Raw genomic sequence first — 19,704 nt, forward strand, 5'->3', positions numbered from 1 at the left:
TTAGGCGGCGACTCGGAGAGGGTCAAGATCGTATTACAGCCAGCCGTAGTGGCGCAGGCACCAGAATACCACGTGGTTGAGTGCGAGACTGTAGGTCGCTGAAAAAACGTCATCGATGGTGATTCCCAGACCGCCGGGAAGAGCTTGGAGTTGGCTGGCAGGATAGGGTTTGAAGATGTCCAGGATCCGGTTGGTCACAAAGGATATGGCAATCATGAGGGGGGTAAAAGGGAGTCCGATCATACTGATGGGAAAGGTGAGGTATTCATCGGCCACGACGCAATGAGGGTCCTTGCTGCCAGCCGCTTTTTCGCCTACATGGCAAATAGGTATGGCAATCAAACTGAGAAGAACCGCCATAGTGATATGGAAGGGAATCTCCATCCCAAGTTGAAGCCCCGAGTATTGAATGGCCCAGACCAGTGGGATACCCAGGAGGCAACCGACCGATCCTGGAAATAGAGGGCTATGGCCCAGTCCGAAGCCCGTGGATAACAAAATTGTCAATTTTTTAACCATGGGGAAGGACTCAGTCTTTAAAAATAATGTGTTTCCGGATGAAAAAATTGATCAGCAACGATACCAAAACATTCGCCATAAATGCTGAAGTGGTTGTGATCCCGTAGGTGTGAATCAGAAAGCCCATAATGGTGCTTCCGATCAGGATGGCGATTCCGGAGACAGCGAAGAAAAACAGAAACTCCAGGACGGGGTGATGGCGGCCTGGTGAAAACACCCAGTAAATGTTGATGACATAGGCCGTCAGATTTGAAAATAGAAAGGCCACCGTATTATCGATCATGGAGTTCCGGGCGCGAATACCCTGTGACACTTCCGGAACCGATAGATTAAGCAGCGAGGCAATGACATCATGTGCATTGAGCGCCGGCAGTATTTGAGTGGCCATCCAGTAAAACAGGCAGATATGAACCAGCGTTGAGAGTCCGCCAGAAATGCCGTATTTGATGAACTGAACAAGAGGGGTGTGATTCTCATTCCCTTTGAATTGGAGCAGGATGTGTTTCATTTGGACACCGCCACACGTCGCCGGATGAAGGTCGGGACATCCATGTCTTCACCTGCAATGATGGTGGGTTCAACATCCTTGAAGAGCCCTTTACTGATGCCTTCAAAAATCAATTGGGACTGGGTGGTTTCTGTTTTTCTGTTTTTCTTTTTTCCGGCAGGAGTAGTGGGGGATTCTTCGGGAACAGCGGGATCGGGGGGCGTTTTTTCGTCGGACTCATTTTCGGCGCGCCAGAAACGTGAAGCCACAATGGTGACTGAGATCGCGTCGTTCCATGAATCATCAATGGATGTTCCCATATGGATGTGGGCATCTTTCCGGGTGGCGCTTTCGACGGCGGACATAATGGATTCAACTTCCCGGATGCTCATATCGGATCCGCCCAGAATACTGACTAGAATGGATTCCGACTCTAAAAGAGTTTCGCCGTTGTCTAAAAGCGGGCTGTGAAGTGCGGTTTGGATCGCACGTTGGGCCCGTTCCGATCCTTTGCCTTCTCCATAACTGAAACTACTGGCTCCGCCGCTGCAACGTGCCACCATGCGGAGGGTCGCAAAATCAAGGTTGATGATACCCCGCTGGGTCAGCAGTTTCCAGATCGCAAAGATGCCCATGCCCAGATAGTAGTCGGATTGGTGGAACGCTTCCTCGGCGGTTGCATTGGAGCCTGCCGCAGCAAATAGCGCCTGATTGGGAATAACGATGACGACATCGGCCTGATCCTGAAGATTGAGCAGGCCCTGTCGGGCTTGCGACATACGACGATCCCCTTCAAAGGTGAATGGAAGGGTAACGAAGGCAATAACCATGGCTCCCGTTTCGCGTGCCGCGCGGGCTACAACCGGGGTCGCTCCGGTGCCGGTGCCGCCACCCAGTGTGGCCACTAAAAAGATCAGATCCATGCCGCGGAATAACCCCTGAAGAGTGTCGAAGTCGTCGTTTGCGGAAAGGGCACCCATATTGGCATCACCGCCTGCCCCCATATTGCGTGTAATTTGCTCACCGATTTGGAGCCTGGTGCTGGCCTGTGTAGTTTTGAGGGCCTGCGCGTCTGTGTTGATGGCGATCAGGGATGGCCCGTTCTCCCAATGGGTCGCCATGCTATCCACGGCATTACAACCGCCGTCACCAACCCCCACCACGCTGATACGGCTGGTGGCCATGATGTTCTCGACCCTTCTCATAATAAAATTGCTCCGAACATCAGCGTCCGCCGATGATTTTTGTAAACTTTGACCAGACCGAGGGACGGCGACGAGCCGCAGTCACGTTTTTGAAGGCGTACCGCAACAGGCCGGCAGCTGTAGAGCACTCCGGTTTTTCAGTTGCTGCTGCCAGGCCACTATAGCCGATGGGGCGACCAATCATGCATGGCATACGAAAGACGCGATCAGCGAGTTTGGTTAACCCTTTCATTTGCGAGCCCCCCCCAGTTAACACTACTCCGGCCCCGATCTGATGAACAATTCCCTTACGCTCGATTTCCTTGAGAATGAGCTGGAAAATCTCTGTCATGCGTAGATGTATGACTGTTTGCAGGCCCGGGAGGCTGATATTTCTTCCCGGATAGCCGCCTTCTGCTGGCAGATCGATGCGAGTCGGACCGCCGGATTCTTCGGTGATAGCGCTGCCTTGCTCCCTTTTTAATTGCTCGGCCTGCATGCGAGGAATATTAAAGGCAAGAGCAATGTCGTTGGTAACATGGTCACCACCGATGGCGTAGGCCCCGGCGGCCGCAAAAGTGCCTGCCGCATAGGCTGTGAAGGTGGTGGTGCCACCGCCAAGGTCAATCACCAGTACGCCTCCCTCTTTTTGCTCGGGCGTCAGGACGGCGAGAGCCGAACAGAGCCCGCCAAAGGCGGTGTCTGCGACATCCATTTCAAGGTCGTTACGAAGCATGCGTACGGTATTCCGTATGTGACTGCTTTGGGCGTGAAGGATTAACATGTCGAGAGCGAGGGTGTCACATTCGAAGTTTTCAGGACGGGCCACGCGTTCACCATCCACATAAAAAATCTGCCCGATGGAATGAAGGATTTGGCGCTCAGGGGGAAGATTGACTGAGCGGGCAAGTTCGGTGACCTGTTCGACATCATCCCGTGTCACGCCTTCGGAGGCGGAGGTGATGGGGATGGTCCCCCGGTTGACAATACTTTGGATGTCCCCGCCCGAGAGGGCCAGATGAATTTGATGGATGGCCACCTGGGCGTTATCTTCAGCCGCACCTAAGGCTTGTTTGACGCAGATGCGGGCGTTTTCAAAGTCCACCATTTCGCCTTTGCGAATTCCCGTGGAGGAATGCTCGCCCATTCCCGTAATGACAATATGGTTATCCTCGCGGAGTTCGCCCACGAGGGCCATGATCTTCGAGGTTCCGATTTCTAGAGCGACGATTGGAGCCAGTCCCATAATTTCCATTTCCTGAATAAAAAGTGATGTAGTTTTCCTTAAATACGAGCATAACGCAATTCTGAAATCTTTAATTGTCTCTAGTTGCGCAGGTGAAGGATGTGTGCTATTTCTACCGACTCATTTTTGTTCCCTAAGTTGAGGATGGAGGTTTGTATTGGATTTGCGGCAGGCATATATTGCTCTAAATATGATGCAGGGAGTCGGCCCGGTAACGGTGCGTACGTTGGCTACCCACCTGGGTTCCGTCCCTGCTATTTTTGAGGCGGATAAGCATGCTTTGATGAGCGTTCCTGGCGTCAGTCGGGATATTGTAAGTAAACTCCTTGATCAGCGAGCCAGACTGGATGTTGAGAAGGAAGAACAGGCCGCTGCGGCGGTTGGCGCACATCTGATCACGCCTGTGGATGCCGAGTATCCGAAACGGTTGCTGCAAATCTATGACCCTCCTCTGGCATTGTATGTCCAGGGAGCCCTTCAGTTGCGTGACGAACATGGCGTGGCCATTGTGGGCTCGCGACGCACCTCGCATTATGGTTTGGAAACAGCCGAAAAACTTGCCACTCAGTTGGTGCAGAGCGGAATTACCGTGATTAGCGGTTTGGCACGAGGAATCGATACGGCCGCTCATAAGGGGGCGCTCAAGGGGAAGGGCCGTACTGTGGCTGTATTGGGGGGTGCTTTGGATTGCATGTTTCCTCCTGAAAATGCGGAATTAGCCGCCCAGATCGCCCGACAAGGGGCTGTGTTATCGGAATATCCAATGGGCCGTCAGCCTGATAAGACCACGTTCCCAGTCCGGAATCGGATAGTAAGTGGCCTCTCAAAAGGGGTTACGGTGGTGGAAGCCGATGTGGCCAGTGGGGCGATGATTACCGCTCATCAAGCCTTGGATCAGGGGCGCACCGTTTTTGCCGTACCTGGCCGGATTGATTCATTTGGTGCTCGCGGTCCGCATAAGTTGATCAAGAATGGTGCGAAATTAGTCGAAAGTGTTGAAGACATTCTGGAAGAACTCGGGTGTTTAATCCCAACGTCAGCCAAGGTCGAGGGGGCTTCAATCCTGGCGACTTTGACAGAGGCAGAAGCTGGTTTGGTGACGGTGATTGCTGAGGATGGTGAGGTTGAGCTGGATGCCTTAATTCGCAGGTCGGGTCGCAAGCCCTCTGAAATCAGCGCCCTTCTTTTAGGGCTGGAGTTGAAGCGTGTTGTCAAAATGTTGCCCGGGCAGCGTGTGGCTTTGAGAAAGCAGTAATAACGACCCTTGAATATCAGGCTTCTCCGGTTGCCTGACATTCAGGGATAAAGGAAGCATATAATGGGAAAAAATCTAGTAATCGTTGAGTCCCCCGCTAAGGCCAAGACCATCAATAAGATTCTTGGCGCAGACTACGTGGTCAAGGCTTCCATGGGGCATATTCGTGATCTCCCTGTCAAAAGTCTTGGAGTGGATCCCGAGAAAAACTTCAAACCCCAGTATGAGGTGACCCCGGATCGCAAAAAAATCGTCAAAGAGCTTTGTGATATTGCGGAGGGATGCGATGCCGTATATCTGGCACCCGATCCAGATCGGGAAGGGGAGGCCATTGCCTGGCATCTGAAGGCTTTGCTCAAGGGGAAGGTGGCTGATGACCAGTTCTTTCGGGTTACCTATAATGAAATTACTCCTCGTGCCGTGCGGGAAGCTTTTGCCAATCCTTCGGAGATCAATGAAAAGCTGGTGAACGCCCAGCAGGCACGCCGCATTCTGGACCGAATCGTGGGTTATAAGGTCAGTCCACTCCTCTGGAGTCGTATTCGCCGAGGCTTGAGCGCGGGGCGGGTGCAGTCGGTGGCGTTACGTTTGGTTTGTGAACGCGAGATGGCCATTCGAGCCTTTATTCCTGAACCGTTCTGGCTATTTGGCGCCGATGTGCGCAAAGAAGTTGATCCCCGTGACCCCTTTGCCCTTCGTTTAGCCCGTATTAAGGGTGCCAAGGCGGATGTCAAAACGCCGGAACAAGCCGAGACCGTGCGAAACGAACTTAATGGCCGGCAACTTCGCGTTAAGGATATCATCCGCCGTGAACTCTCAAAACGCACTTCCCCCCCCTACATTACCAGCAGTCTTCAGCAGGCGGGCTCTCGGGTATTTGATTTTACCCCCAGTCGCACCATGAAGATCGCCCAGAAGCTGTATGAAGGAATGGACCTTGGTGATGGGCCGACCGGTTTGATTACCTATATGCGTACGGACTCATTCAATATCGCCCAGGATGCGCTGAATACCTGCCGCACGTTCATTGAACAGGAATACGGGCAGGAGTATCTGCCCGAGAAACCGAACTATTTCAAGAGTCGCGGGAATGCGCAGGAAGCCCATGAAGCCATCCGTCCTACGGATGTGAATCGCACCCCGAAGAATATGTCCCACATTTTGACGCCGGATGAACTCAAGCTTTACACCCTGGTCTGGCAGCGGTTTGTGGCCAGTCAGATGGCGCCAGCCAGGATCGAACAGAAGACCGTGGAAGTTGAAACCACCGGTGCGATGGGAGATGTGCCTGATTACCTTTTCCGTGCGACGGCGTCACAAGTTGCGTTTCCGGGGTACATGAAAGTCAGTGGAGTTCAGAAGAAAGTAAAAGAAAAGGATCCTTCTGATAAGGAAGACGGCGCTGAAGAGGAATCGGAAGTTGATCAACTTCCAAACGTTGAACGTGGCGAACTCTTGGAAGTTCTGAAATGGCTTGAGGAACGTAAAGAGACCCAGCCGCCGGGCCGATTCAGTGAGGCCTCGCTTATCAAGGCACTCGAAGAGAATGGGGTGGGGCGTCCAAGTACCTACGCTTCGATTCTCGGTACGCTTTATGATCGACGTTATATTGCCAAAGAAAAGAAGGCCATTTCGCCCACGGACATCGGGCTTCAGGTAAATGGGTTATTGGTTCAATACCTGAATGAGCTGTTTGAGGTCAAATTCACCGCAGGGATGGAACTGCTGTTGGATGAAATTGAGGCCGGTAAGGTTGAATGGACGGATATGCTCCGTAATTTCTATGTCAACTTCGTGGAGTGGATGAAGGCCGCCAAGGGGCCAGCGCCGGATAGTGCCAAAGTGGGGCGGGTGCTGGCGGTATTGGAGCACATCAAGGAGTGGGGGCCTGAGGTGAAGCGGGGACGTCGCACCTATAGTGATAAAAAGTTCGCCGACTCCATTCGCGAGCAGATGGAAAAGGCTGAAAAGCCATTGTCGATGCGCCAGTTTGAATCGCTAGGAAGGATAGCCCTGCGCTATCGGGAACAGATTCCTGGAGTCGAGGCCACCATCACCGAGTCCGGACTGGGCCTGTTGCTGGAGGAGAAGCCGGATGTGCCGCCGGAGCCCTCGACGGTTGAGAAGATGTCGTTGCTTAAAGGGATGGAGTTTGATCCTCCGAAAGCCCGGCGGGGTCGCACTTTCGATGAGAAAAAGTTTATCGACTCCCTGCAACGGCGGGTTGACCAGAATCGCGAACTTTCGCCAGCACAGCTCAACGTGGTAAATCGAATGGTGTTGAAGTATGCCGATCGAATTCCTGATTTTGAGGTCATCAAGTCGCGGCTGGTTCTGGAAGCTCAAGGGCCCCAGGTCGAAGATCCGGAATGTGCGGCACTGTTGGACCAGCTCAAGACGGTTACTGAGTGGAAAGAGGCGGTTGAGAAGAAAGGCAAGACGTTTGACGACAAGACGTTTTACGTCTCCTTGTCCAGGCAATATGAACAGCGTAAATCATTGACCCCCCGTCAAAAATCCGCACTGAAGCGTATGGTAAAGAAATATGCTCCACCCGTACCGGAAGAAACTGCGGCAGAATAGTCATTCCAATTTCCGACCGAGATGTGGTGCTAAAGCGTATGGATATTGGTTTCTATGCGTAGGTTAATGAAAAAAAGTGGCAGCGGCGTCTCGCCGCTGCTGGGTAAGCCAGAGCTGAGACGTCACTACCACTTTGAGTCCCGGAGGCGCGATGCAATCTATCGAATAATGTCAGCTTCGCCTATCGACTGAGCCATTATTTTTGCAGATTCTCGCCTGTCTTCTCGATGGCTTCTCCGGTTTTCTCCAAGCCTTCGCCTGTCTTTTCGACTACTTTTTGCGCAGCGGCTTTTGTTGCCTCCGCCGCTTTTACTGCGAGCTCGCGGGTTTTCTCGGCAGCGTCATTGGCCGTTTCAACCGTATTAGACGTAGCCCTATCAATAGCCGCACCAGTTCGTTCGGCAGGACCGGGTGTCGCCGTCTTCTGTTTGCAACTGACGAAACCCATAATGCCTGCAACTGCCACAATTCCAAGAACCGTTAAAAAATTAATCTTCATAGTCATCTGCCTTTTTTGTTGTTTATGTATTTATCTCAATTTCATGCTACTTCTTTGGCTGGAGCTCTACTATGGGGAGTAACCCTACAAGGGCCAGTCCGGATGTCGGTGAATCCGCAGGCTCCGGCGAACGATGAAAATGCTCAGATCCGTGCTTGCATGGCCTGTTTGATTATATCATATATTCTTGGTTTTTTATGAAGGCAGTGATCTGTGGTATTCACCTCGGGGAAGGATGATTTGCGATGACGAGCGGGTTATTATTAAAAACGAATGATCGTATAGTGTTTCTCGGCGACTCCATTACGGAACAACGACGGAATGTCGCGCGTGGGGTGACCGTGGATCAGGAGCGGATTCGGCTGACACTGCGTGCCGGCAGTAATATGCTGCTTCTCAAAGTTTCGTAATTCGGTGGTGGTTGGGGAGTGTGTGCACGGTTCGCCGGATTGACCGTTCCCGTAACGGTTCAGAATTTGAGTAACCGTTAATAGCCCTTGTACGACGGCAGTTGACAGGGGTGTTGTTGTTTCAGAGAATGTGTTTTTTCAGTTGCCAAAGGCGGCGGAGAGTAAGATTATTTATGAGTGACGATAAAACCCAATCAGCCAAGAAAATGGATGTCCGGTATGTAGCCAATCTGGCGCGTTTGAATTTGACGGACGATGAGGTGGTCGAATTTCAGTCGCAACTGGATCATATTGTTGATCATTTTAACCAGATACGGAGCTTGGAGGTGGATGACGTTGAGCCGATGGCACATGCAACCCCCATCCAGAATGTATTTCGGGAAGATGTCGTGCAACCGGGGTTGGACCGGGACGTGATTCTGAACAACGCACCCGAGCAGTCTGCCGGTCTGGTGATGGTGCCAACCATTGTGGAGTAATTATCATGCTGAATACCCTTACCATTCATGAAATTTTAGAGCACCTAAATCGCGGTGAATGCTGTTCTGTGGATGTGGTTCGCTCGGTGCTGGATGCCATTCATCGGACAGATGACCGGATTCATGGCTATCTGACGCTTGATGAGTCGGATGCCCTGGAGCAAGCCCGTGCGGCTGATGTTGCCCGTGGGAATGGTGTGAAGGGACGCCTTCTTGGCGTGCCCATCGCCGTAAAAGATGTTCTGAATGTCAAAGGTCAACCCTGTACCTGTGGATCCAAAATTCTAAAGGGATACGTGTCGCCGTATGATGCCACTGCCATTGCCAGGCTTCGAGCTGAAGGGGCGGTTTTTGTCGGACGTACCAATATGGATGAGTTTGCCATGGGGTCAACCACGGAAAACTCGGCCTATGGCATCACGCGTAATCCCTGGAATTTGGAGTGTGTCCCCGGTGGTTCAAGCGGTGGTTCTGCGGCCGTGGTTGCGGCAAACGAGTGTGTGGCGGCGCTAGGGTCCGATACGGGCGGTTCGGTTCGGCAGCCGGCGTCGTTTTGCGGGTGTGTCGGGTTGAAACCGACCTATGGACGGATTTCCCGCTATGGACTCACTGCTTACGCCTCATCACTTGATCAGATCGGGCCGATGACAAAAGATGTGCGTGATACGGCTTTATTGTTGCAGATTATGGCGGGCGTTGATGCAGCGGATTCCACGACATTGTCTGTGTCCGTTCCGGACTATCAAGCTTCGTTGACGAAGGATTTGAGAGGGGTAACGGTCGGGCTGCCCAAGGAATACTTTGTGGGTGGGTTGGACCCTGAAGTTGAACGGTGTGTTCAGGAGGCCATTGAGGTGTGCCGCCAATTGGGGGCCAAGGTGGTTGAAGTGTCCCTGCCGCATACGCGAGTGGCCGTGGATACCTACTATATTATTGCTCCGGCCGAAGCTTCGGCTAATTTGTCCCGCTTTGATGGTGTGCGCTACGGGTATCGGGCAGCGGGGGCTTTAGATCCTCTGGATCTTTATAAGAAGACCCGGGCGGAAGGATTCGGTCCTGAGGTCAAACGGCGGATAATTCTGGGGACCTATGTCTTAAGTAGCGGCTACTATGATGCATTCTACCTGCGCGCCCAGAAGGTTCGGACCCTGATTCGGCGTGATTTTGAGGAGGCCTTCAAACACTGTTCGGTGATCCTCTCGCCAGTGGCCCCGACTCCGGCATATCGGATTGGCGAGAATTGTGCTGATCCTCTCCAGATGTATCTTGGAGATGTCTTCACTGTCCCCGTCAATTTGGCGGGGATTTGCGGGCTGTCTGTTCCTTGTGGCATGGCATCCGGGAAGCTTCCTGTCGGGCTTCAGGTGATGGGTCCTGCGTTGGGCGAGGAGGCCATTTTGCGAACGGGATTTGCTTTTGAGCAGGCGACACATTGGCGAGCTCAGCGTTCGGGCATCGCTACAGAGAATGCAGGATCACAGGTGCAATTATGACGACTTTCCGGGTAACCATCGGGCTGGAAGTGCATGTCCAGCTCAAGACGAAGTCCAAAATGTTTTGTGCCTGTAGTACGGATTTCGGGGCTTCGCCCAATACGCATGTTTGTCCTGTTTGCATGGGCTACCCCGGGAGCCTGCCGGTCATGAACCGTGAGGCGATTCGCTGGACAGTTATTTCCGGGTTGATGCTTGGGTGCCGCATTAATTCCTTCAGTAAATTTGACCGGAAGAACTACTTCTACCCGGACATGCCAAAGAATTACCAGATTACCCAATGCGACAAGCCTCTTTGTCTGGGGGGGGGCGTGGATATTGAGGTGGGGGGGAATGCTCGCCGGATCGGCATTACGCGCATTCATCAGGAAGAAGACGTGGCGAAAAATATGCACTACACCACCTGGAGCGGAATTGACTACAACCGTGCCGGAGTGCCCCTGATGGAAATCGTATCGGAGCCTGACATGGAAAGCCCGGACGAGGCCTTGGCCTACCTCCAGACGTTGCGTCAGATTTTGGTGTATGCCGAAGTCAGTGATTGCAATATGGAAGAGGGCAATATGCGGTGTGATGTGAATATCAGCCTCCGGCCCGAAGGGCAGTCTACATTCGGAACCAAAGTCGAAATCAAAAACATGAATTCCTTCAAGGGGATTTATAACGCACTCCATTATGAAATCGAGAGGCAACGCGAGGTGATTGAGGGAGGCGGCAAGATCATTCAGGAAACCCGCCGATGGGATGTGGATAAGGGGCAGACGTTCTCGATGCGCACCAAGGAAGATGCCCATGATTATCGTTATTTCCCTGAACCAGATTTGATGCCGATTGCATTGCCTGAGGCCCTTGTCGCCGAATGGGCCGCTGCGCTTCCTTTGCTGCCTGCCCAGCGGCGCGAAAAATTTGTAAGGGAATTTGGATTGCCAGAATATGATGCTCAGGTGTTGGCGGCGGAGAAGGCTGTAGGCGATTATTTTGAAGATGCTGCCCGGTGTTCGCGCAATCCGAAGGCTGTCTCAAATTGGGTCATGACCGATGTGTTGCGGACACTTACTGAAAAGGGGATTTCTATTTCCGCCTTTGCCATTAAACCTGCGGCCCTGGCCGAACTGGTAGACCTGACTGATGCCAAGGTGATCAATTCTAATACGGCGCGGGATGTCTTTGCCATTATGTTGGAGCGGGGAGGGCTCGCTAAGGATATTGTTGCCGCCCGTGGATTGGCGCAGGTGAGTGATGCCGGGGCGATTGAGGCAGTGGTTGATCAGATCATTGCGGAAAATTCAAAATCTGTGGAAGATTTCCGGAATGGTAAGGCGGCAGCCATGAAATTTCTGGTCGGACAGGTCATGCGGCTTAGTAAAGGGAAGGCCAATCCCCAAATGGCGGGTGCTCTGCTGGAAAAGAAGTTGTCCAATTGACCATGACGCGGGATGGTGGTAAGGTGTTACCTGACAGAGTTGTACACGCCGTCATCCAACTAGATCTGAGAGGATTGCGATTTGACCTCAAACGATGAATATGTTTTGGAGGTCCTCAAGGAAGAGGGCCTGGTCGCCGATGAGCAGATTGAATTGGCTCGACAGCGCATGCCCATGCATAGCTCTGTAGTGGATACCTTCATCAGTACGAAGGTGCTCACCTTTGAAGAAATCCTTTCAGTCCTTTCCAGCCGTTTTGGTATGGAAATGATTTCCCTCGTAAATCTCCATATCCCCCCTGAGGCGATTACGGCGGTGCCGGTTGATATCGCGCGCAAATACAAGGTCATGCCTGTCTCCAAGCATGATAACGTATTGACGGTGGCCATCGGTGACCCCTTGGAGGTCGATACCCTTGATAGTCTGCGCTATTTGCTTAAATGTGACATTGAAGGGGTGGTTGCTCTTCCCGCTGAGATCACGGTTGCGTTGGATCGCTATTATGCGACCGAAGCTTCCATGGAGACCATGATTGATCAGCTCACCGAGGGTACGGTCGCCATGGTGAGTGCCGGACGGGCAGATTTGCGGGAGGATGTTGATGTTTCCGAGTCCGATGTGCCCATTATCAAGTTGGTCAGTTTGATCATCTATGAAGCGCATCGAAACCGTGCTTCTGATATTCATCTGGAGCCGCTGGAAAAGCGATTCCGTGTGCGATATCGCATTGATGGTGTCATGCAGGAGGTGGATAGTCCCCCGAAGCGCCTGCAGGCGGCGATTATCAGCCGTGTTAAAATCATGGCGAACATGAAAATTGCCGAAAAACGTGTTCCCCAGGATGGTCGTATTCAGGTAAACGTCAAAGGTCGTGAGTTGGATCTGCGTGTGTCGACGGTCCCCACCGGGCATGGCGAGAGTATTGTCATGCGTATTCTCGACAAGCAAAATTTGGCTCTGGGACTGCCTAAACTGGGATTTCTTGCTGATGATCAGGAGACTTTCACCCGGTTGATCGGTTTGCCGGATGGGATTATTCTGGTTACCGGCCCGACTGGGTCAGGCAAAACGACGACACTTTATGCCTGTCTTAATTTCGTCAATAAGCCTGACCGAAAAATCATCACGGTTGAGGATCCCGTCGAATATCAAATGTCAGGTATCAATCAAGTGCATGTTCGAGAGGATATCGGGCTGACTTTCGCAACTGCGCTCCGTTCGATTTTACGTCAGGCACCGAATATTGTAATGATTGGTGAAATTCGGGACAACGAAACTGCACGTATTGCGACTGAGGCAGCATTGACCGGTCATCTCGTGTTCAGCACCTTGCACACCAATGATGCTCCGAGTGCCATTACGCGTTTGCAGGATATTGGCGTAAAACCATTTTTGGTTGCCTCGTCTGTGCGTGCGATTATCGCGCAGCGATTGGTCCGAACCGTGTGTGAACATTGCCGGGAGGAGCATAAGCCTACGGCTAATGAATTGCTTCTTCTCGGAGCCGCTGCCGAGCAGTTCGCCGGAGTTCAACTTTATCGTGGGCGCGGTTGCAACAAGTGCGCGCTTACCGGGTATTCGGGCCGGGCTGGTATTTTCGAAATTCTCATCATCAATGATGAAATTCAAAGAATGATTTTTGGTAAAATTTCGTCGATTGAGATCCGCCAGAAAGCACGTGAGCTGGGGATGAGAACGCTGCGAGAAGATGGTTTAAGGAAAGTTGTGATCGGGACAACAACCCTGGATGAAGTGTTACGCGCCACCATGGGAGATGCATTATAATGATCGATAGCAGCCAGATTGAGATGAGCGAATTGCTTCAGCTTGTCGTGGATGAAGGGGCCTCGGATTTGCATCTTACCGTGGGAGTCCCACCCGTACTGCGCCTTCATGGCCGCATGCAGGCTATTGATGCCTCAGTGCTGAAGCCGGAAGATACTGAGCGCTTCATGAAGAGCATTACTTCGGAAGATCATCAGCAGAGAGTCAGGGAAGGCGGGGGAACAGACTTCGGTTTCGGCTTTGGTACAGTGGCTCGTTTCCGTGTCAGCGTCCTCAAGGCCAAAGGGAACGTCGGGATGGTTCTGCGCCAGATCCCCACCAAGCTTATGTCGCTGGATGGGATCGGGCTACCTCCGCAAGTTAAAGAATTGATTTTCCGGCCTCGGGGCCTGATTTTGGTTACCGGTCCGACTGGATCCGGGAAAACCACAACACTCGCCTCGATGTTGAATCTGATTAACGAGGAACGCGATCTGCATATTATAACCATTGAGGATCCCATTGAGTATTATCATCCTCATAAAAAATCCGTGGTGACTCAGCGGGAAATTGGTGTGGACGTCCCCTCATTTGGTGAGGCCTTGCGCCGGGCGTTGCGCCAGGATCCTGACGTCATTCTTGTCGGTGAAATGCGCGATCTGGAAACCATGATGGCTGCCATCACGGCGGCGGAAACCGGACACTTGGTTTTTGCCACACTGCATACGACCGGGGCTGCCCGTACGGTTGATCGTATTGTGGATGCCTTCCCCATGGGGCAGCAGGCCCAGGTTCGCACCCAGTTGGCCTCCGGACTTGTGGCGGTGATTTCACAGTTGCTTCTTGTGCGGGCAGATGCGCCGGGACGTGTCGCTGCGTTCGAAATCATGATTTCCACGCCGGCCATTCAGTCCTTGGTCCGTGAAGGTAAAACCTATCGTATTACATCAGAAATTCAGACGGGCGCCAAATGGGGCATGATTACCTTGGACGCACATCTCATGGCGCTTTACCAGGCAGGACGGATCAACTACGAGGATCTGATTACAAAGTCTCAGGATCCGGAGTCGATTGTGTTGAAACTGGAAGAGGCTCATAAGAATAAGAAAAGGTAAATGACCTATGCCGGATGTTCATCACAACGAACTGATTCTTCAATTACTGGAGTCGCATGGTCTGGTGACCCCCGAACAGCTCCAGGAAATTAGTGAGGAGCATCAACGCAGCGGTAAGCCGGTGCGCGATATCATCATTAATATTGATGTTTGTCCTGAAGACACGCTTCTGAAGATGATTGCCGAGAGCCTGGGAACCCGAGTTGTGAATCTGGCCGCAACCGATATTCCGCCGGAGGTGGTTCACTCCATTTCCGCCAGTGTGGCGCGTATGTATATGGTGGTGCCAGTCGAACGGGGGATTAACTCGGTTACCTTGGCGACGTGTGACTTGATGAGTCCGGCCACCATGGATGAGCTGGCCTTTGTTTTGACCAAGGACGTTTCTCTGGTGATGGCGCGCGAAGAAGATATCCGGGCGCACGTCAATCAGCTTTACGGCGATGAGAGCACTTCTGTAAGCGACATGCTCAATGCGCTGGAATCTGAAATCGATCAGGCCGATAAGTATCTTGAACTGAATACTACCCAGGAGGATACCCGCGGCATTGAAGAAGCTGCAGGATCAGCCCCGGTCATCCGGTTCGTTAATCTCATGCTATATCAGGCGGTTCAGGACCGGGCATCGGATATCCACTTTGAGCCGTTTGAGAATGAATTCAAGATCCGGTATCGTGTGGATGGGGCTTTGTATGAAATGGCTCCTCCGCCCAAACGGCTGGCCATCCCTGTCATTTCACGACTTAAGGTCATGTCAGGTTTGAATATTGCAGAACGGCGTTTGCCTCAGGATGGCCGTATTCAATTGACCATCGGGGGTAGACAGATCGATTTTCGTGTTTCTTGTCTGCCTACTCAATTTGGCGAAAGCGTCGTGCTGCGTGTATTGGATCGCGGGGTTGTCTCGTTGGATCTTGATAATCTCGGGATGCCTGATGACATTCTTAAAAAGTTATTGCTCGATCTCGATAAACCGAATGGTATCATCGTTGTCACCGGGCCTACCGGGTCTGGAAAAACGACTACGTTGTATTCCGCTTTGCGGCGTTTGAATACGACGGAGTCGAAGCTGTTGACCGCTGAAGATCCCGTCGAATACGAAATTGATGGAATTATTCAGGTTCCGGTCAATGATGCGATTGGCAACACCTTTGAACGCGTTTTGCGTGCCTTTTTGCGGCAAGATCCGGATGTGTTGATGATTGGTGAAATTCGTGATTTGACGACGGCGCATATTGCCATTCATGCCTCGCTCACAGGACATCTGGTTTTCAGTACCCTTCATACCAATGATGCGGCCGGTGCGGTAACCCGTTTGATTGACATGGAAGTGGAACCTTATTTGATTTCTTCAACCATGGAGGCGGTAGTGGGGCAGCGGCTGGTTCGCAAGGTGTGCGACAGTTGTAAGACGGCTTTCAAGCCTGAAGACAAGATGCTGGAACGCCTGGGGCTCACTCGGCAGGATGTGGGGGAACAGAATTTTTATTACGGGACCGGTTGTGGGCAATGCAACAATACCGGTTACAAGGGGCGAAAAGGCATTTATGAGTACCTGAGCATTTCGGATCCGATTCGTGAGTTGATCAATCAGCGTCAACCCACCTTGGTTATCCGAGATAAGGCAATCCAGTTAGGGATGCGCACATTGCGTCAGGATGGGATTAAAAATATACTCGACGGCTATACGACTGTCGAAGAAGTGTTGCGGTATACATAATATGGAAAATGTAATCATTGTCGGAACCGGCCCCGCGGGTTTAACCGCGGCCATTTATTTAGCCCGCGCCAATCTTAAGCCTGTGGTCATCGAGGGGATGCAGCCTGGCGGGCAGTTGACGACGACTACCGATGTGGAGAACTATCCGGGCTTCCCTGAAGGTATTGATGGTACTGCGCTGGTTATGAAAATGCGCGAACAGGCCGAGCGTTTTGGTGCTCGTTTTGTGGGTGGTGATGTCGTGCAGGCCGATTTTTCCGGGAGTTCAAAAAAGCTTATTCTTGAAGGTGGCCAGGCGCTTGAGTCCACAGTCGTAGTGATTGCTTCCGGTGCTCGTGCCATGTATTTGGGCCTCGCCTCCGAAACCAAATTGATGGGGCGGGGTGTTTCCGCTTGTGCCACTTGTGATGGGGCACTGTACCGCGATGTCCCTGTGGCGGTGGTCGGTGGGGGGGATACGGCCATGGAGGAGGCTTTATTTTTGACACGGTTTGCGTCTAAAGTGTCTCTGATTCATCGGCGTCATGAATTCCGCGCTTCAAAAATCATGTCAGATCGAGTCATCAACCATCCCGAAATTGAAATCCATTGGGATTCAGTTGTTGAGGAGGTTTTGGATGTGGCGCGGAATGAAGTGACCGGGCTGCGTTTGAAGAATATTAAAACGGGGGCCATTTCCGAGATTCCCGTCATGGCGCTGTTTGCGGCGATCGGACATGAGCCTAACACCAAGCCCTTTAAAGGGATTCTGGATATGAATGAGAAGGGGTATCTGGTAACGCGGCATACCGTGACCAATATTCCTGGGATATTTGCCGCCGGAGATGTGCAAGATGCCCATTATAGGCAGGCAATTACTGCGGCCGGAACAGGCTGCATGGCGGCACTTGAGGCGGAACGTTATATCGGCAGTCTTGGCGGATGAACGCTCTGTCTCGGGGGGCCTGTGGCTTCATTCTTATTTCTGCGGTACTGCTGATTCCTTTGACTGGCAGTTTATGGGCCTATCGTTTTGAGATTTGTTACTATCGCAATCGCGACTGTATTGATAATGCCGCGGCACGTTATCAGGTACCCACGAAACTTGTTGCCGCAGTCATTTGGCAGGAGACCCGGTTTAATCCCCTGTGTCGCGGCAAAGCAGGAGAAATCGGGTTTATGCAAATTATGCCTTCCAGCGCCAGTGAATGGGCCAAGGCCGAGCACATTCAAAATTTTGATACGGAAAGCCTTTTTGATCCCGGCACCAATGTTTTGGCAGGCACCTGGTATCTCGGCCGCGCTATTAAACGATGGAAAAGTCAGGCGGACCCACTTCCCTATGCACTGGCCGAATACAATGCGGGTCGCTCTAATGCCACGCGTTGGGATCGGATTAATGCCATAAACCCACAGGAATTCACCAACGTGATCAGTTACCCAACCACCCGGTCCTATGTAAAGACGGTGTTGCGCAATTACCGGTCGTTTGGTCAACCATGGAAACGATGGGGAAAAGAGTGATGAATGAAAGCCTCAAGACCTCTGAATTCGATTTCGAGTTGCCGCCTGAATTGATTGCCCAGGAGCCACGGTTGGATCGTGAAGCCGCCCGCATGATGGTGGTGGACCGCACCACCGGAACCCTCTTTCATCATACGATTCGTGACCTACCCTCGTTTCTCAGGGCGGATGATCTCCTGGTGCTGAATGATACGCGTGTGATCCCTGCCAGGATTTACGGGCATAAGGAGGCAACGGGCGGACGGGTTGAACTGCTTCTCCTTGAAGATATGAATAATGGTCAGTGGCATGCCCTATGCGGGTCATCCCGTCGCCCTGTTGCCGGGACGCGCCTCATTATGGCGGGGGGGCGGATTACTGCTGTCGTCATGGAGTGGAGCGGGGATGTGGGGATTATGGTCACGTTGCAGTGTGACCGGCCTGTTTTGGATGTGCTTGAAGAAGTGGGGATTCCACCACTGCCTCCGTATATCAAGCGCGCCAAAGTCCCCGATGGGGCGACATTGGCTCGGGATCGTCTGTATTATCAAACGGTTTATGCACGGACACCGGGGGCCGTGGCAGCGCCGACGGCCGGGCTGCACATTACTGAATCACTCTTGCAGCGATTGAACCAGATGGGGGTGGCGCATGGCTCGGTCACCCTGCATGTTGGCATGGGAACCTTCAAGCCGGTGAAAACAGACTTGGTCTCCGATCATCAAATGGAGTCGGAGCGGTATGAGGTTACGCCCGGAATAGCGCAGGCCATCATGCAGGCCAAACTCCGTAAAGGACGGGTCGTGGCTGTCGGCAGTACGGTTGTCCGAACGCTGGAGACCGCGGCGACGTCGGTGGGGGTGGTCAGTCCGGGAAGCGGGCGAACCCGTATTTTTATCACGCCGCCATATTCGTTCAAACTGGTGGATGCCATGCTGACGAATTTTCATCTTCCGAAATCAACTTTGATCATGATGGTAAGCGCCCTGGCTGGTACAGAGTTGATCCGGCACGCCTATGCGGAAGCGCTCAAAGAGCAATACAAGTTCTACAGCTATGGTGATTGCATGCTGATCATCTAGAGATTTACCACCCGCCGGTACCCCGGCAGATTTTAATCAGGCATTCTTGCTTTTCATAATCTTCAATGCTAACTAGTGTGAGCATGATTAAGCCAGTAGGTATAGGGGAGGTTGGATATGCGGTAGGGGTTGACCGGACGACCGCTTCAGCTGTGCTGAATGGGCGGGGTGACAAGCTCCGGATCAGTCCTGCGACTCAGGCCCGTGTCCTTGCCGCCGCCCGGCAGTTGGGGATCGCAAGGCGAGAGAGTGGGGCCGGTCAGATTGCCCAAGCGGTGGGAGCAGGGATGTCCAGGTTGCCGATTGGTCTCGTCATCACGGCGGACAGTCCCATTGACACCCTGACCATGATCGCACGTCTGGAGCCTGAGCTCTCCGCCGCCGGTTACCCGTTGTGCGTCATCACGGTTCCCACGGATCTGGACGGCATCCGGGAGCGGATTCTTAAGAGTGGGGTGTCGGGCATGCTCAGTTGCCGCACCGTCTATTCCTCCGTCTCCGCTTTTCGTTCCGGAATGTGCCCGGTAATTGTCATCTGGGCTGGTGCCGCGAAGGCGATCCTTGCGTTGCTGGGCGCCCCTCCCGCCGCCGCATCCCCGCTACCCACGGCACCTTCCGCCGCAGCAGCGGTCTCTTTTTCAAATCCCGCCGTCACCACTTCTGCGCCGACATCTGCGGCTTCCACGCCGGCACCGGTAGTGATGGCGTCAGCGCGCGGTTCGATGTCCCAGTCGGCGCCCGTGGTCGCCCCGGTGTTGTCGCTTGCTCCAGTGCCCGCGACGAAACCCGAAGTTGTTCAGGCATCGCCTACTCCGGCTCCCGTCCCGTTCCCCAATGTGACATCCCTGCCGACACTAGATACCGCACCGGTGTCCGAACCGGAACCAGTCGTTGAACCAGATATTAGCCTAAAAAGAGCAGTTCAATCGCGCGGTAGCGCGACCGAACTGTTCATTCCCATG

General features: G+C 52.8%; 18 protein-coding genes. 13 read left to right on the forward strand and 5 right to left on the reverse strand.

Annotation, left to right across the window (positions count from 1 at the left end; translation table 11 throughout):
• Positions 1 to 33: 33 nt before the first annotated feature.
• The 4 genes from WCI03_00935 to ftsA are packed head-to-tail and all read right to left on the reverse strand — an operon-like array spanning position 34 to position 3,436.
• On the reverse strand, positions 34 to 519 hold the full coding sequence (locus WCI03_00935; protein MEI8138411.1) for a phosphatidylglycerophosphatase A: 486 nt from the start codon (positions 517 to 519) through the stop codon (positions 34 to 36).
• Positions 520 to 529: 10 nt separating this feature from the next.
• Positions 530 to 1,027 (reverse strand): GtrA family protein, encoded by a 498-nt coding sequence (locus WCI03_00940; GenBank protein MEI8138412.1) that lies wholly within the window; start codon positions 1,025 to 1,027, stop codon positions 530 to 532.
• Positions 1,024 to 2,211, reverse strand: coding sequence for a cell division protein FtsZ (locus WCI03_00945; GenBank protein MEI8138413.1), 1,188 nt, complete (start codon positions 2,209 to 2,211; stop codon positions 1,024 to 1,026). The genes WCI03_00940 and WCI03_00945 overlap by 4 nt, the downstream gene beginning before the upstream one ends.
• A gap of 19 nt (positions 2,212 to 2,230) precedes the next feature.
• Positions 2,231 to 3,436, reverse strand: coding sequence for a cell division protein FtsA (gene ftsA / locus WCI03_00950; GenBank protein ID MEI8138414.1), 1,206 nt, complete (start codon positions 3,434 to 3,436; stop codon positions 2,231 to 2,233).
• Positions 3,437 to 3,626: 190 nt separating this feature from the next.
• Between ftsA and dprA the strand changes: the two genes are divergently transcribed.
• The gene (gene dprA / locus WCI03_00955; protein MEI8138415.1) at positions 3,627 to 4,691 is read left to right on the forward strand and encodes a DNA-processing protein DprA; all 1,065 of its coding nucleotides are present in this window, start codon (positions 3,627 to 3,629) and stop codon (positions 4,689 to 4,691) included.
• Positions 4,692 to 4,754: 63 nt separating this feature from the next.
• Positions 4,755 to 7,274 (forward strand): type I DNA topoisomerase, encoded by a 2,520-nt coding sequence (gene topA / locus WCI03_00960; protein ID MEI8138416.1) that lies wholly within the window; start codon positions 4,755 to 4,757, stop codon positions 7,272 to 7,274.
• Between the two features lie 196 nt (positions 7,275 to 7,470).
• Here the strand turns inward: topA and WCI03_00965 are convergent, their stop codons facing one another.
• Complete coding sequence (locus tag WCI03_00965) at positions 7,471 to 7,773, reverse strand: hypothetical protein (GenBank protein ID MEI8138417.1); 303 nt, start codon at positions 7,771 to 7,773, stop codon at positions 7,471 to 7,473.
• 245 nt (positions 7,774 to 8,018) lie between these two features.
• On the opposite strand from WCI03_00965, the gene WCI03_00970 reads away from it, so the two are divergent.
• The 11 genes from WCI03_00970 to WCI03_01020 all read left to right on the forward strand — a co-directional run.
• Entirely contained in the window at positions 8,019 to 8,183 is a 165-nt protein-coding gene (locus WCI03_00970; protein ID MEI8138418.1) for a hypothetical protein, read from the forward strand.
• Positions 8,184 to 8,356: 173 nt separating this feature from the next.
• Positions 8,357 to 8,662 carry an Asp-tRNA(Asn)/Glu-tRNA(Gln) amidotransferase subunit GatC gene (gene gatC, locus WCI03_00975; GenBank protein ID MEI8138419.1) on the forward strand — a complete coding sequence of 102 codons (306 nt, stop codon included), beginning with the start codon at positions 8,357 to 8,359 and terminating at the stop codon, positions 8,660 to 8,662.
• 2 nt (positions 8,663 to 8,664) lie between these two features.
• On the forward strand, positions 8,665 to 10,155 hold the full coding sequence (gatA, locus tag WCI03_00980) for an Asp-tRNA(Asn)/Glu-tRNA(Gln) amidotransferase subunit GatA (GenBank protein MEI8138420.1): 1,491 nt from the start codon (positions 8,665 to 8,667) through the stop codon (positions 10,153 to 10,155).
• Positions 10,152 to 11,579 carry an Asp-tRNA(Asn)/Glu-tRNA(Gln) amidotransferase subunit GatB gene (gene gatB / locus WCI03_00985; protein ID MEI8138421.1) on the forward strand — a complete coding sequence of 476 codons (1,428 nt, stop codon included), beginning with the start codon at positions 10,152 to 10,154 and terminating at the stop codon, positions 11,577 to 11,579. Before gatA ends, gatB begins: the two co-directional genes overlap by 4 nt.
• 81 nt (positions 11,580 to 11,660) lie before the next feature.
• The gene (gene gspE / locus WCI03_00990; GenBank protein ID MEI8138422.1) at positions 11,661 to 13,364 is read left to right on the forward strand and encodes a type II secretion system ATPase GspE; all 1,704 of its coding nucleotides are present in this window, start codon (positions 11,661 to 11,663) and stop codon (positions 13,362 to 13,364) included.
• A complete protein-coding gene (locus WCI03_00995) occupies positions 13,364 to 14,458 on the forward strand; it encodes a type IV pilus twitching motility protein PilT (GenBank protein ID MEI8138423.1) in 1,095 nt (364 codons plus the stop codon). Before gspE ends, WCI03_00995 begins: the two co-directional genes overlap by 1 nt.
• 7 nt (positions 14,459 to 14,465) lie before the next feature.
• Positions 14,466 to 16,178 carry a GspE/PulE family protein gene (locus tag WCI03_01000; protein MEI8138424.1) on the forward strand — a complete coding sequence of 571 codons (1,713 nt, stop codon included), beginning with the start codon at positions 14,466 to 14,468 and terminating at the stop codon, positions 16,176 to 16,178.
• Position 16,179: 1 nt separating this feature from the next.
• Positions 16,180 to 17,103, forward strand: coding sequence for a thioredoxin-disulfide reductase (gene trxB, locus WCI03_01005; protein MEI8138425.1), 924 nt, complete (start codon positions 16,180 to 16,182; stop codon positions 17,101 to 17,103).
• Positions 17,100 to 17,681, forward strand: coding sequence for a lytic transglycosylase domain-containing protein (locus WCI03_01010; GenBank protein MEI8138426.1), 582 nt, complete (start codon positions 17,100 to 17,102; stop codon positions 17,679 to 17,681). Before trxB ends, WCI03_01010 begins: the two co-directional genes overlap by 4 nt.
• Positions 17,681 to 18,742 (forward strand): tRNA preQ1(34) S-adenosylmethionine ribosyltransferase-isomerase QueA, encoded by a 1,062-nt coding sequence (gene queA, locus WCI03_01015; protein MEI8138427.1) that lies wholly within the window; start codon positions 17,681 to 17,683, stop codon positions 18,740 to 18,742. Before WCI03_01010 ends, queA begins: the two co-directional genes overlap by 1 nt.
• A gap of 83 nt (positions 18,743 to 18,825) precedes the next feature.
• The coding region (locus WCI03_01020) for a hypothetical protein (GenBank protein MEI8138428.1) at positions 18,826 to 19,704 on the forward strand (879 nt) is incomplete at its 3' end.

The sequence above is a fragment of the bacterium genome (genome assembly GCA_037143175.1).
In the GTDB taxonomy this organism is placed as follows: domain Bacteria; phylum Verrucomicrobiota; class Kiritimatiellia; order CAIKKV01; family CAITUY01; genus JAABPW01.